This window comes from Phenylobacterium glaciei (genome assembly GCF_016772415.1).
GTDB lineage: Bacteria > Pseudomonadota > Alphaproteobacteria > Caulobacterales > Caulobacteraceae > Phenylobacterium > Phenylobacterium glaciei.
The window spans coordinates 1,817,345-1,832,699 of the sequence record NZ_JAGSGD010000001.1 but is presented as its reverse complement, the minus strand read 5'-3'; the positions used below and the strand labels follow the sequence as shown (position 1 = coordinate 1,832,699).

13 protein-coding genes are annotated in these 15,355 nt (G+C 67.6%); 4 read left to right on the top strand and 9 right to left on the bottom strand.

The annotated features are described in order from the left end of the window. The first annotated feature begins 203 nt into the window (after positions 1 to 203). Both JKL49_RS08860 and JKL49_RS08855 read left to right on the top strand, forming a co-directional pair. Complete coding sequence (locus JKL49_RS08860) at positions 204 to 2,000, top strand: tetratricopeptide repeat protein (protein WP_215339846.1); 1,797 nt, start codon at positions 204 to 206, stop codon at positions 1,998 to 2,000. A 53-nt stretch (positions 2,001 to 2,053) separates the two neighbouring features. Beyond that, positions 2,054 to 3,217 carry a class I SAM-dependent methyltransferase gene (locus JKL49_RS08855; RefSeq protein ID WP_215339845.1) on the top strand — a complete coding sequence of 388 codons (1,164 nt, stop codon included), beginning with the start codon at positions 2,054 to 2,056 and terminating at the stop codon, positions 3,215 to 3,217. Positions 3,218 to 3,343: 126 nt separating this feature from the next. Here the strand turns inward: JKL49_RS08855 and JKL49_RS08850 are convergent, their stop codons facing one another. From JKL49_RS08850 to JKL49_RS08835, 4 genes are all read right to left on the bottom strand, one after another. Further along, a complete protein-coding gene (locus tag JKL49_RS08850) occupies positions 3,344 to 3,727 on the bottom strand; it encodes a c-type cytochrome (protein WP_215339844.1) in 384 nt (127 codons plus the stop codon). A gap of 14 nt (positions 3,728 to 3,741) precedes the next feature. After that, a complete protein-coding gene (locus JKL49_RS08845) occupies positions 3,742 to 5,337 on the bottom strand; it encodes a flavin monoamine oxidase family protein (protein WP_249778060.1) in 1,596 nt (531 codons plus the stop codon). Positions 5,338 to 5,516: 179 nt separating this feature from the next. Beyond that, complete coding sequence (locus JKL49_RS08840; protein ID WP_215339843.1) at positions 5,517 to 6,347, bottom strand: enoyl-CoA hydratase/isomerase family protein; 831 nt, start codon at positions 6,345 to 6,347, stop codon at positions 5,517 to 5,519. 104 nt (positions 6,348 to 6,451) lie between these two features. Beyond that, positions 6,452 to 8,959, bottom strand: a complete 2,508-nt coding sequence (locus JKL49_RS08835) for a TonB-dependent receptor (RefSeq protein WP_215339842.1) — start codon at positions 8,957 to 8,959, stop codon at positions 6,452 to 6,454. 337 nt (positions 8,960 to 9,296) lie between these two features. On the opposite strand from JKL49_RS08835, the gene JKL49_RS08830 reads away from it, so the two are divergent. Together JKL49_RS08830 and JKL49_RS08825 are read left to right on the top strand one after the other, a co-directional pair. Continuing rightward, positions 9,297 to 10,502: a saccharopine dehydrogenase family protein gene (locus JKL49_RS08830; RefSeq protein WP_215339841.1), complete on the top strand. Its 1,206-nt coding sequence runs from the start codon at positions 9,297 to 9,299 to the stop codon at positions 10,500 to 10,502. Positions 10,503 to 10,506: 4 nt separating this feature from the next. Then, positions 10,507 to 11,679 (top strand): carboxynorspermidine decarboxylase, encoded by a 1,173-nt coding sequence (locus tag JKL49_RS08825; protein WP_215339840.1) that lies wholly within the window; start codon positions 10,507 to 10,509, stop codon positions 11,677 to 11,679. Between the two features lie 3 nt (positions 11,680 to 11,682). Here the strand turns inward: JKL49_RS08825 and JKL49_RS08820 are convergent, their stop codons facing one another. The 5 genes from JKL49_RS08820 to JKL49_RS08800 are packed head-to-tail and all read right to left on the bottom strand — an operon-like array spanning position 11,683 to position 15,332. Further along, a complete protein-coding gene (locus JKL49_RS08820; protein WP_215339839.1) occupies positions 11,683 to 11,979 on the bottom strand; it encodes a DUF1905 domain-containing protein in 297 nt (98 codons plus the stop codon). Positions 11,980 to 11,981: 2 nt separating this feature from the next. Next, a complete protein-coding gene (locus tag JKL49_RS08815) occupies positions 11,982 to 12,779 on the bottom strand; it encodes a tryptophan 2,3-dioxygenase (RefSeq protein ID WP_215339838.1) in 798 nt (265 codons plus the stop codon). After that, positions 12,776 to 13,999: a kynureninase gene (kynU, locus tag JKL49_RS08810; protein WP_215339837.1), complete on the bottom strand. Its 1,224-nt coding sequence runs from the start codon at positions 13,997 to 13,999 to the stop codon at positions 12,776 to 12,778. Before kynU ends, JKL49_RS08815 begins: the two co-directional genes overlap by 4 nt. Beyond that, positions 13,996 to 14,349, bottom strand: a complete 354-nt coding sequence (locus JKL49_RS08805; protein WP_215339836.1) for a DUF6285 domain-containing protein — start codon at positions 14,347 to 14,349, stop codon at positions 13,996 to 13,998. The genes kynU and JKL49_RS08805 overlap by 4 nt, the downstream gene beginning before the upstream one ends. After that, positions 14,346 to 15,332, bottom strand: coding sequence for a phosphotransferase family protein (locus JKL49_RS08800; protein WP_215339835.1), 987 nt, complete (start codon positions 15,330 to 15,332; stop codon positions 14,346 to 14,348). The genes JKL49_RS08805 and JKL49_RS08800 overlap by 4 nt, the downstream gene beginning before the upstream one ends. Between the last annotated feature and the right edge of the window lie 23 nt (positions 15,333 to 15,355).

Here is a 15,355-nt window from a genome sequence, read left to right as displayed (position 1 = left end):
ATGTGTTGGTCGCTGCAGGCTGCCTGCTCGTTTCTAGAGATCATCTGTCATCAACGACCGACCACGGGAGCGTAAGCAGGTCGCTCTGCCGCTGGCCGGCCCCCGCGACCAGTGTGTGATGCGCTCAGCCCCATGATCAGTGGCGAAGAGCGCGCCTCGACTTCGGTTTTGAGCCTAGGCGTGTTGCGAGCTATCAAGGCGCGATGTTGGATGTTTCTGAACTTGAGGCGGCTTGCTATGCCCGGACCGGCGACCGCGTCGTAGCCGTCCTCAGGATTCTCGAAGGGCTCATCACTGCGCGGGAACTGTCCGACCCTGACCAAATCCGGGGTTATACCCGGCTGGCCGCCGCTGTGGGCGCGGTCCTGGCGGACCCGGCCGTTCAACCGACGCCCGACGAAATGGCCAGTCTGATCTTCGCGCAGGGGCCGATGAGCAACCTGTTTCGAGCCAGCGCCTTCGGCGGTTCGGATCACTTGCGAGCGCTGCTGTCCGACCAGCTCCTGTCATTGCTCTCGATCGACTCAGAGTCGCCGATGGATATCGGCGAGAGGCTGGAGAAGGCCGGGCCGCTTGCCCTGCTGGTCGCACTGACCGCCGTCGCGACCGTACCCCTGCTGACGGCGCAGGGAGAGGAACGGCGTGAGGACGCCCTCGCCCGGATCGCCGCGGGCGATCTCGGCCAAATCCCGGCCAAGCTGAGCAGCCTAAGCCTGGCCAGCAACGGGTGGATGCTTTGCAGCTACGCCTTCGACGCCGAGAAGCATGACATCAAGCAGGTCCTGAACCGCGCGTTCCGTGACCTTCTGGTCCGTCTGTCGATGTCGGCTGCGCCCCTCAGCCCGCGAGCGCCTCTCAAGGACCGCCCCACCCTGGTGTTCTGCGCCGAGGTGATCCACTCGACACACGTCCAGTACCGCTACTACGGCCAGTACCTCCGGCAGCTACGCACGCGCTTCCGCCTGGTGTTGATCGCGCCCGAACTGCACGCAGACCCGGCCGTACGATCCTTGTTCGACGAGGTCGTGGTGTTCACCGAAACGCCGAAGGGCGAGCATCTCAACGTGATCCTGGCCGCGATCAAGCGCGCCCAGCCCGACATCCTGTTCTGGCCAAGTCTCGGCATGAGCCATTGGGGGCCGCTGATCGGCAATCTCCGCCTCGCGCCAATCCAGGTGGTCGCCATCGGCCACCCCGCGTCCACCTTCATTCCGGAGATCGACTACATGATCCTGGAAGAAGGTTTCGTCGATGAGCCGGAGGTGTTCAGCGAGCGCTTGATCCTGCTGCCCGATGAGGCGCTGCGGCTCGAGCCGTCGCCGTCCTACAGGCCGGTTCGCCCGAATTTGCGACCCACCGCCGATCCGGTCCGGATCGCCTTGCCCTGCAATATGATCAAGCTGAACCCGACCTTTGTCGCCCTGCTCGCGCGGTTACGGGAACGGGCCGCCTCTGGCGGGCGGGTCATCGAGTACCATGTCTTCCCCAACGCCTCGGCGCTCCAGGTCGCCGCCTTCAAAGCCGTCAACGACCTCCGCCTGGGCGATCCCATCATTCACGGCAAGATGTCGCCCAACGCCTATCTCGAACGGCTGAATGACTGTGACATTGCCCTCAGTCCCTATCCCTTCGGCGGGTTCCACAGCGTGATCGACTGCCTGCGTCAGGGCCTTCCCGTGGTCGCCATGGACGCGCCAGGCAATCCCGTGAAAACCGACCGCATGCTTCTGAGGTTGCTCGGTATGCCTGCATGGCTGGTCGCGACCACCGAGGCGGCCTACGAGGAGGCGGCGCTGCGGATTGTCATGGACGACGACCTGCGGGTCGAGCTTGGTGAACAGGCGCTCGCCGCGCGGATCGACGAACAGCTGTTCGCCGTTGGCGATCGTCCAATCCGAAGTGAGGTGGCTGACGCCATGTGGGCTCTTTATCAACATCACGAGGCGATCCAGGCCAATCCGGCCCGGGTGTTCACGTCGCGCGAGCTCGCGGCGCTTTGACCGCAAAACAACCCCACTTCGTCGCCGCGCCGTGTCCTGTCTGCGCGCACAGCGTGGCGGTGCCGTTCTTTGACGGCGGCCAGCAGCCGCTGGCGACGCTTGGCTGGCCGGCCTCGGCCTCCGAGGCGATGGCCATGGAACGCCTTCCGCACGACTTCGTGCAGTGCCCGGTCTGCACGCACGTCTGGAACCGCAGCTTCCGCTATGACGCCGTTCCCTATCGGGACAGCCCCAATCGCATGTTCAACAACGGAGTGATCTGGCAGGGTCACCTCGCGGATAGCTGCGACCGGCTCGTTCGCCGGATGCCGCCACACCCGACCTTGGTGGAGATCGGCTGTGGCGAAGGGCATTTCCTGCGGGCCCTGGCCAAGGCCTCCGGCGGCGACGCGAGGATCCTTGGATTCGACCCAAGCACCCACCCGGAAACCGGGCAGGGCTTCGAATTCCATGCCCGCCTCTTCGAACCCCTCGCTGATGTGGTCCGGTACGCCCCCGACGCGATCGTCATTCGCCATGTGATCGAACACTTGACCGACCCGGCGGCGCTGATTGAAGCGCTGGCCTGGGGCGCGTCGCAGCTGGACAAGCCCTGCTGGCTGTTCGCGGAGTCGCCCTGCATTGATCGTGTGTTCGCCACCGGCCGGCTCGCAGATTTCTTCTACGAACACACCTCCCACTTCACGACGAACTCCTTTCGGACGCTCATGGCGCGAGCGGGAGAAGTCTTCGAGCTGGCGCATGGCTATGATGGAGAGGTGGTCTACGCCCTGGTGAAGCTCGGCGTTCCGGCCGCAATCGCAGCCCAGGCTCAGGCGGCCGAGCGCTTCATGGCCGAGAGCCAAGATCACCGCGTCGCTATTCGTCGGCAGATCGATGACCTTGCGGCGGGCGATCGCTCAATCGTTGTCTGGGGCGGAACCGGCAAGGGCGCCGCCTTCATGCATCAGTTCGGGCTGGACGCTGAACGATTCCCCCTTGTCGTGGATTCCGATCCCTCGAAGGTCGGAACCTTCGTCCCCGGTACGGGTCAGCCAATACAGTTTCGCGATGTCTTGAAGGCTCGCCCCCCCGAAGTCGTGATCATCCCGATGCAGTGGCGGGCCGCGGACATCGTGCGAGAGATGGAAACACAGGGGATATCGGCGGCCCTGATCCTGATCGAACACAACGGTCGCCTCATCGACTTCAACCGCGAACGGCATCCGTATCGATGATGCGGCCCATAGATGTGCGCCGTTCCCCATCATCGGAGTCATGCCGGGCGACCAGCGCGCGCTGGAGAATCGCCCACCCCGGTTCGATTCCGGGTCAGGCCTCCAAACTTTCCCGGAACGTGATGACTAGTGCGCCAGCACCGAGGACTTGGGTCCCGTGACCTTGGCGACGCGCAGGGCGGTGACCTGCGCCGGCTGCACCGGCTTGCCCTTGTTGCCCCATGAGGAGCGGACGTAGGTCAGGACCTTGGCGATCTCCAGGTCGCTCAGGTCGGCACCAAAAGCCGGCATGCCGCCCCTCCCCTTCAGAACCCGGGTGACGGGCTCCTTGGGGTCGCCCTGGGCCACCTTGCTGCCGGCCAGGGCCGGGAAGGCCCCGGGAATGCCCTTGCCGGTCAACTGATGACAGGCCGAGCAGTTGTCGGCGAACAGCTCCTTGCCGTCGGGGGCGGCGAAGGCGGGAGCCGCGCACAGGACAAGGACCGCTGCCAGCGGGATCGTAAGACGCATCGGTAGAACTCCGGTCAGGCCGCTTGGGCGCGTTTGTGCAGCTTGGCGATCTGCTGCCAGGCGCTTTCGATCCCCCCGGCCTGCCAGCCGGTCAGATAGGATAGGTGTTCGCCGGCCAGGTACAGCCGGCCGTCGGGTTCGCAGAGGATCGGATAGGCGTCGCGGCGGCCTTCCTCGCTCCACTCGGCCCAGCCCCCGAGGTTGTGCTCGATCCGGTGCCAGGCGGCGGAGAACGAGGTCTCCACGTTCTGCGCATATTCCGGGAAGGCCACCTGCCCGCCCTGGGCCGCGAGCTCCTGCCGGGCCTTGGGGCTCAGCGCGCTGACCTTGGCCGCCGAGGCGCCGAAGTTGTAGTAGCCCAGCAGCACGCCCTTCTGGCTCTGATAGCCGGTGGACGGCACGGTGATCGTGTTGATCTCCGGGTTGTCGGTGTAGACGTGGCCGCCGTAGATGAAGTGCTTCTCTTCCCAGAAGCGGGTCTTCATCTGCAGGCCGATCTTGCCCACCAGGGCATAGGAGACCGCGCCGATCGCCGCCTTGAACTTGGGCGACACACCCATGTCCATCTGGCGCAGCACCGACAGCGGAATGGTGCAGATGCAGTAGTCGGCGCTCAGGGTCTCGACCTTGCCGTCGGGACCGGAGACCGTGACCTCCACGCCCTTCTCGTTCTGGCGATACTTCTTCACCAGGGTCGAATAGCGGATCAGCTGGCCGACATGGCGTTCGAAGCCCTTGGCCACCTGGTCCATGCCGCCGACCGGCTGGAACATGGTCCGCTGCTGCTCGTAGCCGGCGACCGAGGTCAGGGTCCGCCAGGCGTTGGAATGCAGGACGTCGGTCAGCGGATAGGGGGTCGATTCCTTGCCCGGGCCAGGAACCATGCCGGGGCCCGGATTGACGTCATAGCCGCGACCGTCCGTGCCCTTGTAGGCCAGGTCGGCGGTCAGGTAGCCCTCGTGGGTCAGGTAGGCGAGGAACTTCTCGCGGTCATCGGCGGTCATCTGCTGGTCGAGCGCACCCTGCTTGACCTGCTTGGCCAGGATCTCGGCGGCCGAGCCACGGGCGTCGGCGGCGATCTGGCCCTTGCGGATGGCCTTGCCGGCCAGGGGGCCCGTGCCCTTGGTCATGGCCACGTAGGAGGCGTCGTTGTCGTTGACGAACATCTCCAGCGGCACGTTGAAAAGCTTGGTGTAATGCAGGGTCGAGCGGTGGTGGTAAGGGATCCGCCACGGGCCGTGGTTGATATAGAGCCCGTCGTCGAAATCGCACTCTTGGGTCTCGCCGCCCAGCTCGGTCAGCTTGAAGCCCTTGCGCGCGGTCTGGCAGCGGCCGCCGGCGAAGGCGCGGGCCTCGATCACGGTGACCTCGTAGCCGGCCTTGGACAGTTCATAGGCGCTGGTCATGCCCGCGACGCCGGCGCCCAGGACGATGACCTTCTTGCCCTTGCCGCCCGCGCCGAGCTCCGGCGGAGCCGCGTTGGCCGAGGCGATGTCGAAGCCCAGAGCGGTCATGCCGGCCATCAGCAGGGCCGAACCGCCCATGCCGCCCAGGCTCTCCAGGAAGCTGCGGCGCGACAGGCCGCTCCCGTTCATCAGGTCCCGATTCATCACTTAATCCCCGCGCGATACTGTTGGCGGGCAAGGGAGCGGCACGGGGTGGGGGTTACAATCGCCATTCTGACAATACCCATATGAGCGTACGAAAAGTGTCCGACCGTGCCTAATGCGTGGGCGGTGGACGGTGGTTTCGGGCGCCGGGCGAATAATTGCGCGGCGAAGCGCCACGTTTAGCGGCCGTGGAAGTCCGCCGGCCGCTTTTCCAGGAACGACGTCATCCCCTCCCGGAAGTCCCCCGTCCGGATCAGTTGCAGGAACTGCAGATAGACGTGGTGGACGTGGTCATTGAACGTTTCGTTCAGGCCCATGCGCATCAGCCGCTTGGCCGATTGCACCGCCAGCGGCGCATTGGCGGCGATCTCGTCGGCCAGCTTGCGCGCTTCGGTCATCAGCTCGGCGTCCGGGACGACATGGGTCGCCAGGCCCATCTCCAGACTCTCGGCGGCGGAGAGCGTGCGGCCGGTGAAGATCAGCTCGGCGGCCTTGGACCAGCCGATCAGGCGGGGCAGGAACCAGGTGCCGCCCGATTCCGGCACGATGCCGCGCTTGACGAAGGCGGCGGCCAACTTGGCGCCCTGGGCCATCATGCGGATGTCGCAGCCCAGCGCGGTGTCCAGGCCATAGCCGGCAGCCGCGCCGTTCAGGGCGCAGATGGTCGGCTTGTTCATGTTGAAGATCACTGTCGGCGGGGCGGTCTTCAGATCCAGGTCGACGGAGATGCTGCTGACCTGGGATTCCGAGCCGATGCCCGAGCCCTGGGTCGCGCTGACCAGGTCGAGGCCGGCGCAGAACGCCCTGCCCGTCCCGGTCAGGATGACGCAGCGCACCTCCGGATCGGCGTCGGCCTGCAGCAGCAGCTTCGACAGCAGCGACAGCATGGGGCCAGAGATGGTGTTCAGCCGCTCGGGCCGGTTCAGGGTGATGATGGCGACGCCGCCCGCGACGTCATAGAGCACCTCGTCCGACTGATCGGCGCGCGCCTGGGCGAGAGTTTCACTCATCCGCCATCTCCCACTTGTCTGTTTTATCGTTGGGGACAGCTAAGGACCGTTGTGGGTCCGATGCAAGGGCTATGGCGGGCGACGCCGCACCCGCCATCCGCCCGTCAGAAGAACAGCTTGCGGACCGTCAGTTTCACCGAGCGACCCACCGGGTCGAGCAGGTCGGGCTGGTAGCTGATCGGGGTCACGCCGGTTCCGTCGCGCACCTCCTGGCGGCTGTCGAACAGGTTGTCGATGGAGAGCGTCGCCCGCGCCCCGCGCAGCCACGGGTGATCGCGCGCGATGGGTTGCGCGCCCAGGTCGGCGAACAGCCGCAGGTTCACCGTGGTCTGGTCGGAAAACTCCAGATCGTCGGCGGTCGGGCCGCCCTCGACCCGGGTGGCGGCCTGCCAGTTGGCGTTCAGCGCCGCCCCCAGGCCTCCCTTGGTGTAGTTGGCCTGCACGTCCACCTGATGGCGGGGCGAGCCGCCGCCGGAGCCGATGGCGGCCCCATCCAGCAGGTCCAGCTCCGGTAGGCCGGGACGGATCAGGATGTCATCTCGGAACGCCACCGTGTGATAGACGCCCAACTGGAAGACGCCGCCGCGGGGACCGCCGCCGCCGAAGCCACCAAAGCCGCCGCCCGGACCGCCCCGGCCGCCACCGCCACCGCCACGGTACCCGCCGCCCGGCCCCATGCCCGGAGGCGGAGGACCGTCCGGCCCAGGCGCACCGCCCTCAGGCCCCGTCTGGCCACCCGGGGCGGGCTGACCCGCAGCGCCCTTCGCCCGCGCGCCCTGGACGCCGTCGCGGGTGCGCTCGGCGTCGCGGAAGCGCTGGCGCATCGCCGCCATCTGCTCGGGCGTGGGCTGAGGTCCGACATTGCGCGAATAGGTGAAGCCCCAGCGCAGCTCGTCGCGCGACTCACGCGCGAAGTTCACCGGGCGGGCGTCGATCTGCACCAGCCGGCCGCTGGCGTCGCGGATGAAGCGTTCCGGGAACGCCGCCTCCACCTGCGTCGAGGCCGAGGGGAAGGACGCCACCGTGTCCTCGGTGCGGCTGGAGACGTAGTTGGCCTGGAAGGTCAGGTTGGTCTTGGTGAAGGGGGTGTAGGTGACCCCCAGCTTGAGAACCTCGCGCTGGCCGCCGGTCAGGTTGGGCGCGCCGCCGCTCACCCGGATCACGTCGGCCGTCTCGCCGCGGGTCAGGTCGAACACCCGCACGCCCGGCGTCGCCACCACGGGGTCGCCCAGCTGATTGATGGTGGGCGCCTGGTCGGTGCGGCTGACCGAGGCCAGCAGGCGCAGCGGCTTGACCGGCATCCAGTTGAGCCCCGCCCCCACTGTCTCCAGGTCGCCGTAGTCCGACAGGTGCTGGTAGCCGAAATTGATGTTGCTGGAGAGCTTGCCGATGGTCTCGCCGAAGCCCTCGCCGGCCCGGGTTATGGGCACGTCGAAACTGGCCTGTAGCTGGCCGATGTTGCGGGTGAGGTCGGTGTTGGTGTTGACCCCGGCGCGCAGGGCCTCGCTCTCCAGCTCGGTGGTCGAGACGCGGCCCGTCAGGGTCGCGCCAACATGGCCGGCGGGCAGGTCCAGGAAGGCCCGGTTCAGCACGATGTCGGACTGGGCCGAGGTGGTCACCGACCTGGTGAGGTCGGTAGAGGCCACGGCGCCCAGGGCGCGGTCGTTGAAGGACTTGGCCACATTGCGCGACACCCCGCCGGTATAGGACCACTGCCAGCCGGCATAGGCGCCGCTCATGGCGCCGGCCAGGCTGGCGTTGTCGGCGGTGGAGCGCCGGGTCAGGGCCTCGGTTGAGAATGGCGACAGGCCGAGCTTGGATTCGGTGTCGGTGGATTCGTAGGTTCCGTTGAGGGTCCCCGACACGCCATTGCCCAGAGGCCGGGCGTAGACGCCGTTGAACACCACATTGGTGGTGTCGGGCTGCAGGCTCCGGTAGGGGCTGGCGCCGATCACGTCACGGTCGCTCTCCAGGATCGGATCGGTCTTGGTGGCCTTGGCGTCCAGGGTCAGGCGTTGGCCGCGTTGGATGCGCAGATAGGCGGCGTGCCCGGCCACCGTCGATCCGGCGGACCCCTGGGTCGGGGCCTGGACCGAGCCCTCCGCCAGCTTGGCGCGGAAGCGCTGGCGCAGGACCATGTTCACCACCTTCTGTTCGGCGGGATAGCCGTACTTCAGCGACACCTCCTCGGGCAGGATCTCCACCCGGGCGATGGCCTCGGTGGGCAGGTCGCGGATCTCGGCGAATCCGGAGGCCCGAGCGCCGTTGATCAGCACCACCGGGCGACCGCCGCCCTGGCCGCTGCCGGTCTGGGGCGCCAGGGCGGTCAGCAGCTCCGAGACGCTGGCGGCCCCATAGGCCCGGATCTCCCGGGCCGAGAGGGTGACCTCAGGGGTGATGTCGCCCGCCACCGAGCCCCGCAGGGTGCGCGCCCCGGCCACCACCACAAGTTCCTCGACCTCGGTCTCGTCGTCGAGCGCGGGGTTGAGCGCCGCCGCGGGGGCCTTGGCCGTCTGGGCCTGGGCCGCGCCAGTGCTCAAGGCGATTGCGGCCGTGCCGGCGAGCAGTCGAAGGACGGCCGCGGCGCGGTTGGGGGCGGGGGAGGAATTCAAAGCTTTGACCCTGTGCAGAGAAGAGGTGGCATCGTTCCGGGCCAAGAGCTCTGTTCGACCTGAACGGGCGGTGAGCACGAGATCCGCCGTTTTTTCGGCGCGCGATATGACCGGGCGATGTCGTCGCCGTAACGACGCCTGTAATACGCGCAACCTCCGCCGGGGCTGCTTCACGATGGGTTTCTCTCCCAGGAGTGGACGGGGGTGAGACGATCCGACATCAAGTGCGTTTACTGCGGGTGGTTAGCGGACCCGGCGTCGTCGTGATAATCCCCCCGCAACGCCACCCGCGGGTGGCCATGTTCTGGAAATTCGTTCCGCGTCAGAAGGGGCACAGATGAGTAGGGTGCTTGTTATCGGCGCTGGCGGCGTGGGCTCTGTCGCCGTCCACAAGATGGCCATGAGCCAAGACGTCTTCTCGCACATCACGCTGGCCAGCCGCCGGCGCAGCAAGTGCGACGCCATCGCGGCCTCGGTCAAACAGCGCACCGGCGTGACCATCGACACCGCCGAGTTGGACGCCGACGATATCGCGGCGACCACGGCGCTGATCAAGGCCGTGAAGCCTGGCCTCGTGGTCAATCTCGCCCTGCCCTATCAGGACCTGGCGATCATGGAGGCGTGCCTGGCGGCCGGGGTGAACTATCTCGACACCGCCAACTACGAGCCGCGTGACCAGGCCAAGTTCGAATACAGCTGGCAGTGGGCCTATCAGGAGCGGTTCAAGGCCGCCGGCCTGATGGCCCTGCTGGGTTGCGGCTTCGATCCCGGCGTGACCTCGGTCTTCACCACCTATGTCGCCAAGCGCCTGCTGGACGGCATCGAGACCCTGGACATCCTCGACTGCAACGGCGGCGACCACGGCCACCCCTTCGCCACCAACTTCAATCCCGAGATCAACATCCGCGAAGTGACCGCGCCCTCGCGGCACTGGGAGAACGGGTCGTGGGTGGAAGGGCCGCCCCTGGCCCAGAAACAGACCTTCGACTTCGATCAGGTCGGCCCGCGCAACATGTACCTGATGTACCACGAGGAGCTGGAGTCGCTGGTCCGGTTCTATCCGGAGATCAGCCGCATCCGCTTCTGGATGACCTTCGGAGATTCCTATCTCAAGCACCTGGAAGTGCTCACCAATATCGGCATGACCCGCATCGATCCGGTCATGTTCGAGGGCCGCGAAATCATCCCCCTGCAGTTCCTGAAAGCGCTGTTGCCCGAGCCGGCCTCCCTGGGCCCGGTCACCAAGGGCAAGACCAATATCGGCGTCATCGCCACGGGCACGAAGGGTGGCGCAGAGAAGACCGTCTACGTCCTCAACATCTGCGACCATGAGGAAGCCTATGCCGAGACCGGCAACCAGGCGGTCAGCTACACCACCGGGGTTCCGGCCATGATCGGCGCGGCCCTGATGCTCACCGGCCAATGGACGGGCGCAGGCGTGTTCAACATGGAGCAGCTCGATCCCGACCCGTTCATGGACATGCTGAACCGGCACGGGCTGCCCTGGCAGGTCAAGGACCTGGCCGCCCCCCTGGCCTTCTGAGCCCATGCAAACCCAGGCCGGCGATCCCGGCGCGTTTTCCCGGTTCGACCTGGCCCGTGTCCCCTCCCCCTGCTTCGTCGTCGACGAGGCGGCGGTGCGGCGCAACCTGGCCACCCTGAAGGACGTCGGCGACCGCAGCGGCGCACGGGTGCTGCTGGCGCTGAAGGCCTTCTCCATGTGGGCTCTGGCCGACGTGGTGGGGGAGTACCTGGACGGCGTCTGCGCCTCGGGCCTGTGGGAGGCGCGGCTGGCCCGCGAGCACTATCGCGGCGAGCTGACCACCTATTCGCCGGCCTACAAGGCCGGCGACCTGCCGGAGATCCTGCATCTCTCCGACACGGTGATCTTCAACTCACCGGATCAGATCGCCCGGTTCGCCGGTGAGATCGCCAAGGCCCGCGCCGACGGCGAGGTGTTCGAGATCGGCCTGCGCCTCAACCCCGAGCACAGCGAAGCCGAGGTCGCCAAGTACGACCCCTGCCAGACCGGCTCGCGGCTTGGCTTCCCGGTCTCCCAGCTGCGACCGGAACACCTCGACGGCGTCGACGGCCTGCACCTCCACGCCCTCTGCGAGCAGGGCTTCGAACCCCTGCACCGCATCTGGAAATCCCTGCAGCCGAAGCTCGAAGCGATCCTGCCGAAACTGAAATGGCTGAACCTCGGCGGCGGCCACCACATCACCCGCGCGGATTACGACACCGAGGCCCTGGTGACCCTGCTGCGCCAGATCCACACCCAGTACGGCGTCGAGGTCTATCTGGAACCTGGCGAGGCCATCGCGCTCGACACCGGCATCCTGGTGGGCGAGATTCTCGACACCTTCGAGAACGCGATCCCCGTCGCCGTCACCGACATCTCGGCCACCTGCCACATGCCCGACGTCATCGAGGCGCCTTACCGCCCGGCGATGCTGGGCGAGGCCGAGACCGGTGTCGCCACCCGCCTGGGAGGCCCCTCCTGCCTGGCCGGCGACATCATCGGCGACTACGTGTTCGCGAGCGCGCCCGCGCCCGGCGACCGCATCGCCTTCCTCGACCAGGCTCACTATTCGATGGTCAAGACCAACACCTTCAACGGCGTCCCCCTGCCGGCCATCGCGCTCTGGAACAGCGACACCGACGCCCTGCGCCTGGTGCGCCAGTTCGACTACGCCGACTTCCGCGACCGGCTGTCCTGACGGCTACCGCCCCGCGGGCTGGACAGTCATCTCGACGGCGATCCGATCCCCCGCCGTCACATTGGCCTTCTTCCGGACCGCCGCCTTCAGGGGCAGGTAGTAGGTGCCGTCCTTGGCGAACATGGCGGTGGTGAAGGTCACGCCGTTCAGCTGGACCTCCACCGGGATCATGCCCCAGCCGTAGGTGACCCCCTTGGAGATGCGCCGCACCTCCTCGGCCTCCGGGGCCGGCAGCGGGGCGTAGAAGAAGGGCGACGGGCCGCGCCAATAGATGACCTCGGCCTCGAAGCTGAACTCCATCCCTACAGCCCCGTCCGCACCTGGAACAGTTCCGGGAAGAATGAGCCCTCCAGGGCCTTGGCCAGGTAGCTGGCGCCCGACGAGCCCCCGGTGCCGGGCTTGAAACCGATGATGCGTTCCACGGTCTTCAGGTGGGCGAAGCGCCATTGCTGGAAGCGGAACTCCAGGTCCACCAGTTTCTCGGCCAGTTCGTAGAGGTCCCAGTACTGTTCAGGGTCGCGGTAGACCACGGCCCAGGCCGCCACGATGGCCGGGTCGGCGACGTGGACCTCCGACCAGTCCCGCTCGGCCGGCACGTCGAACCCGCGCCGCTTCAAAAGCCGCACGCACTCGTCATAGAGGCTGGCGGCGGCCAGCGCCGCGGCCAGGTCGGCGTGGGCGGCCGTGCCCTCGTGGACCGCCAGCATCGCCGCGTCCTTGGCCCCCATCAGGAACTCCAGCATCCGGTACTGGTGCGACTGGAAGCCCGAGCTCTGGCCCAGGTGCGGGCGGATGGCGTGGTATTCGCTCGGCGTCATGGTGGCCAGCACGTCCCAGGACTGGATCAGCTGGCCCTGGATGCGGCTGACCCGGCTGATCATCTTGAAGGCGGGGCCGAGGTCGTCCCGGGCGATCTGCTCACGCGCCGCCGCCAGCTCGTGGATCGACAGCTTCAGCCACAGTTCCGAGGCCTGGTGGATGACGATGAACAGCAACTCGTCATGCTCGTCCGAGCGCGGCCGCTGGGCGCTGAGGATCTGGTCCAGCGCCAGGTAGTCAGCGTAGCTGATGTCGGGCCGGGTGTGGATCGGCTCGCTCATGTCACCGCCGCCACCTGGTTGAAGCGGGGCTCCCGCCATTCCTCGCGGGCCATCACCTGGACGAGGTGTTCGACGGCGTCCCAGACATCGACATAGCGCGCATAGAGCGGGGTCAAGCCGAACCGCAGCACGTCGGGCGCCCGGAAATCCCCCACCACGCCGCGGGCGATCAGGGCCTGGACGATGGGGTAGCCGTTGGGATGGGTCAGGGACACCTGGCTGCCGCGCTTGGCGGAGTCGCGGGGACAGGCGACGCCGAGACCCGGGCAGCGCTCTTCCACCAGATCCAGGAACAGGTCGCCGAGCGCCCGGGACTTGGCGCGCAGGGCCGACATCGCCACGCCGTCGAAGGCGGTGAGCGCCGCCTCCAGGGCGGTCAGCCCCAGGACCGAGGGCGTGCCGCACAGGGCGCGCAGCATCCCCTGCCCCGGCACGTAATCGTCACTGAAGGCGAAGGGCGCCGCGTGGCCCATCCAGCCGGTCAGCGGGCTCTGGAAGTCCGCCTGATGCCGCCGCGCCACGAACGCGAAGGCCGGCGCCCCGGGGCCGCCGTTCAGGTACTTGTAGCCGCAGCCGACGGCGAGGTCGGCGTTCGCGCCGTTTAGGTCCACCTCCAGGGCGCCGGCGCTGTGGCTGAGGTCCCAGAGCGCCAGGGCCCCGACCTCGTGCGCCCACGTGGTCAGCGCCTTCATGTCGTGCAGTTGCCCGGTCTTGTAGTGCGCGTGGGTCAGCAGCAGCAGGGCGACGCTGTCGTCCAGGGCGTCGGGCAAGCCGCCTGGCTCCACCAGCCGCAACTCGATCCCCGGCATGAACTGGCCCAGACCCTGCAGGATGTAGAGGTCGGTGGGAAAGTTGCCGGGCTCGCTGAGAATGACCTTGCGCCCGGGCCGCAGGGCCATCGCGCCCGCCGCCAGCTTGAAGAGGTTCACCGAGGTGGAGTCCGCGGCGATCACCTCGTCCGGGGCGGCCCCAATCAGGGCGGCGATCCTGGCGCCCACCCGGCTGGGCAGGTCGATCCAGTTGGCGTCGTTCCAGGAGCGGATCAGGCCCCTGCCCCACTCGGCCTCGACGGCTTCAGCCAGCCGGCCCTTCACGGCCTTGGGCAGGGCGCCCAGGGAGTTGCCGTCCAGATAGATCAGCCCCTCCTCCAGCTCGAACAGGTCGCGCCGCGACGCCAGGGGATCGGCGCGGTCGAGCGCGAGGGCCTCTTCGCGGGTCATCGGGCCGACGAATAGTTGGGCTGGTCGATGGCCACCTGACCCTGGGCGTTGGCGCGCAGGGCGGCCAGCAGACCGGGCGTCTGCGCGTCCAGCTCGCCGGCCTGAAGTTTGGCGCAAAGCTCAGCAGTCAGCTCGGCATGACCACCGCCATGACCCAGCAGGCCCGACATCCGCTCCACGGCGTCGGCCTCGGCGGCGGGACCCAGGGTCAGCTCGCGCTGCACCACCCCCAGGACATTGACCGCCACCCGGGCCAGGAAGGCGTCGCGGGGCGCCAGCGCCGGGCGGATGGTGTCGATCCAGCGGGCCACGGCCTCCACCAGTTCCTCGGTGCGTGGATGGGTGATCACAGGCCGGCCTCCAGCAGGTTGGCGAGATCGATCTCGGTCTCCGAGACCCGGCGGCCGATCATCGGCCGCTCCACCGAGCTCTCGGCCCCGGCGGCGTAGCTGGAATACATCATCAGGCACATGACGCCCCACTTCAGCGACCCCAGGGCCTGCCAGTAGCGCACGCGGGACAGATCCACCGGAACCCCGCCCGCCTGCGCATATCCCGCCAGCAGGTCGGCATAGTCGCCGAACCCGCCCACCGGCTTGTCGCTGCGCCCGAAGCGCCAGGAATTGACGCACAGCCAGCCCAGGTCCTCGGCCGGATCCCCCAGGTGGGAAAGCTCCCAGTCCAGAACCGCCGCGACACCTGTGTCAGGGCTGATCATCAGGTTCCCATTGCGGAAGTCCCCGTGCAGCAGCACGTCGGCCACCGGCGTGGGCGTGTGTTTCTTCAGGTGCTGGAAGGCCAGTTCCAGGATCGGCCGCTGGGCGCCCGACTGGCGATAGACCTGCTCGTAGCGGTCGAGTTCCTCGGCGGCGTCCGACCGCTTCAGCGGGATGCCCTTGGGTGAGGCTGAGTGGATCTGGGCCAGGATCTGGCCGCACTGCCGGGCGAGCCCAGGACGAACCTTCTCAAAGCGCGGATCGGTGACGATCTTGCGGCCCAGGGCCTCGCCGCCGATGCGGGCGGTGATGTGCGCCTCGCCGATCCCATCCTCCGGCTCGCACAGCCGGATCAGCGGCGCGACGGGCGCACCGACCTTGGCGGCGGCCTGGATCAGGGCGGCCTCGGTGGCCAGGGAGGTGGAGCGCGAGGTCTCCTCGTCGAAGGGCCCAGGACGCCGGCGCAGGATCATCTCGCGTGGCCCGACGTCACCCGTCAGGGTAAAGGCCCAGGTCTCCATGCTCGCGCCGCCCGACAGGCGTTGGACGGCCTCGACGCCCGTCCCCCCGAGGGTCGGCGCCAGGCGCGCAAGCGCTTGTGCGATATCGACTTCCATGACGTGGCGGAACCTCAAGCTGA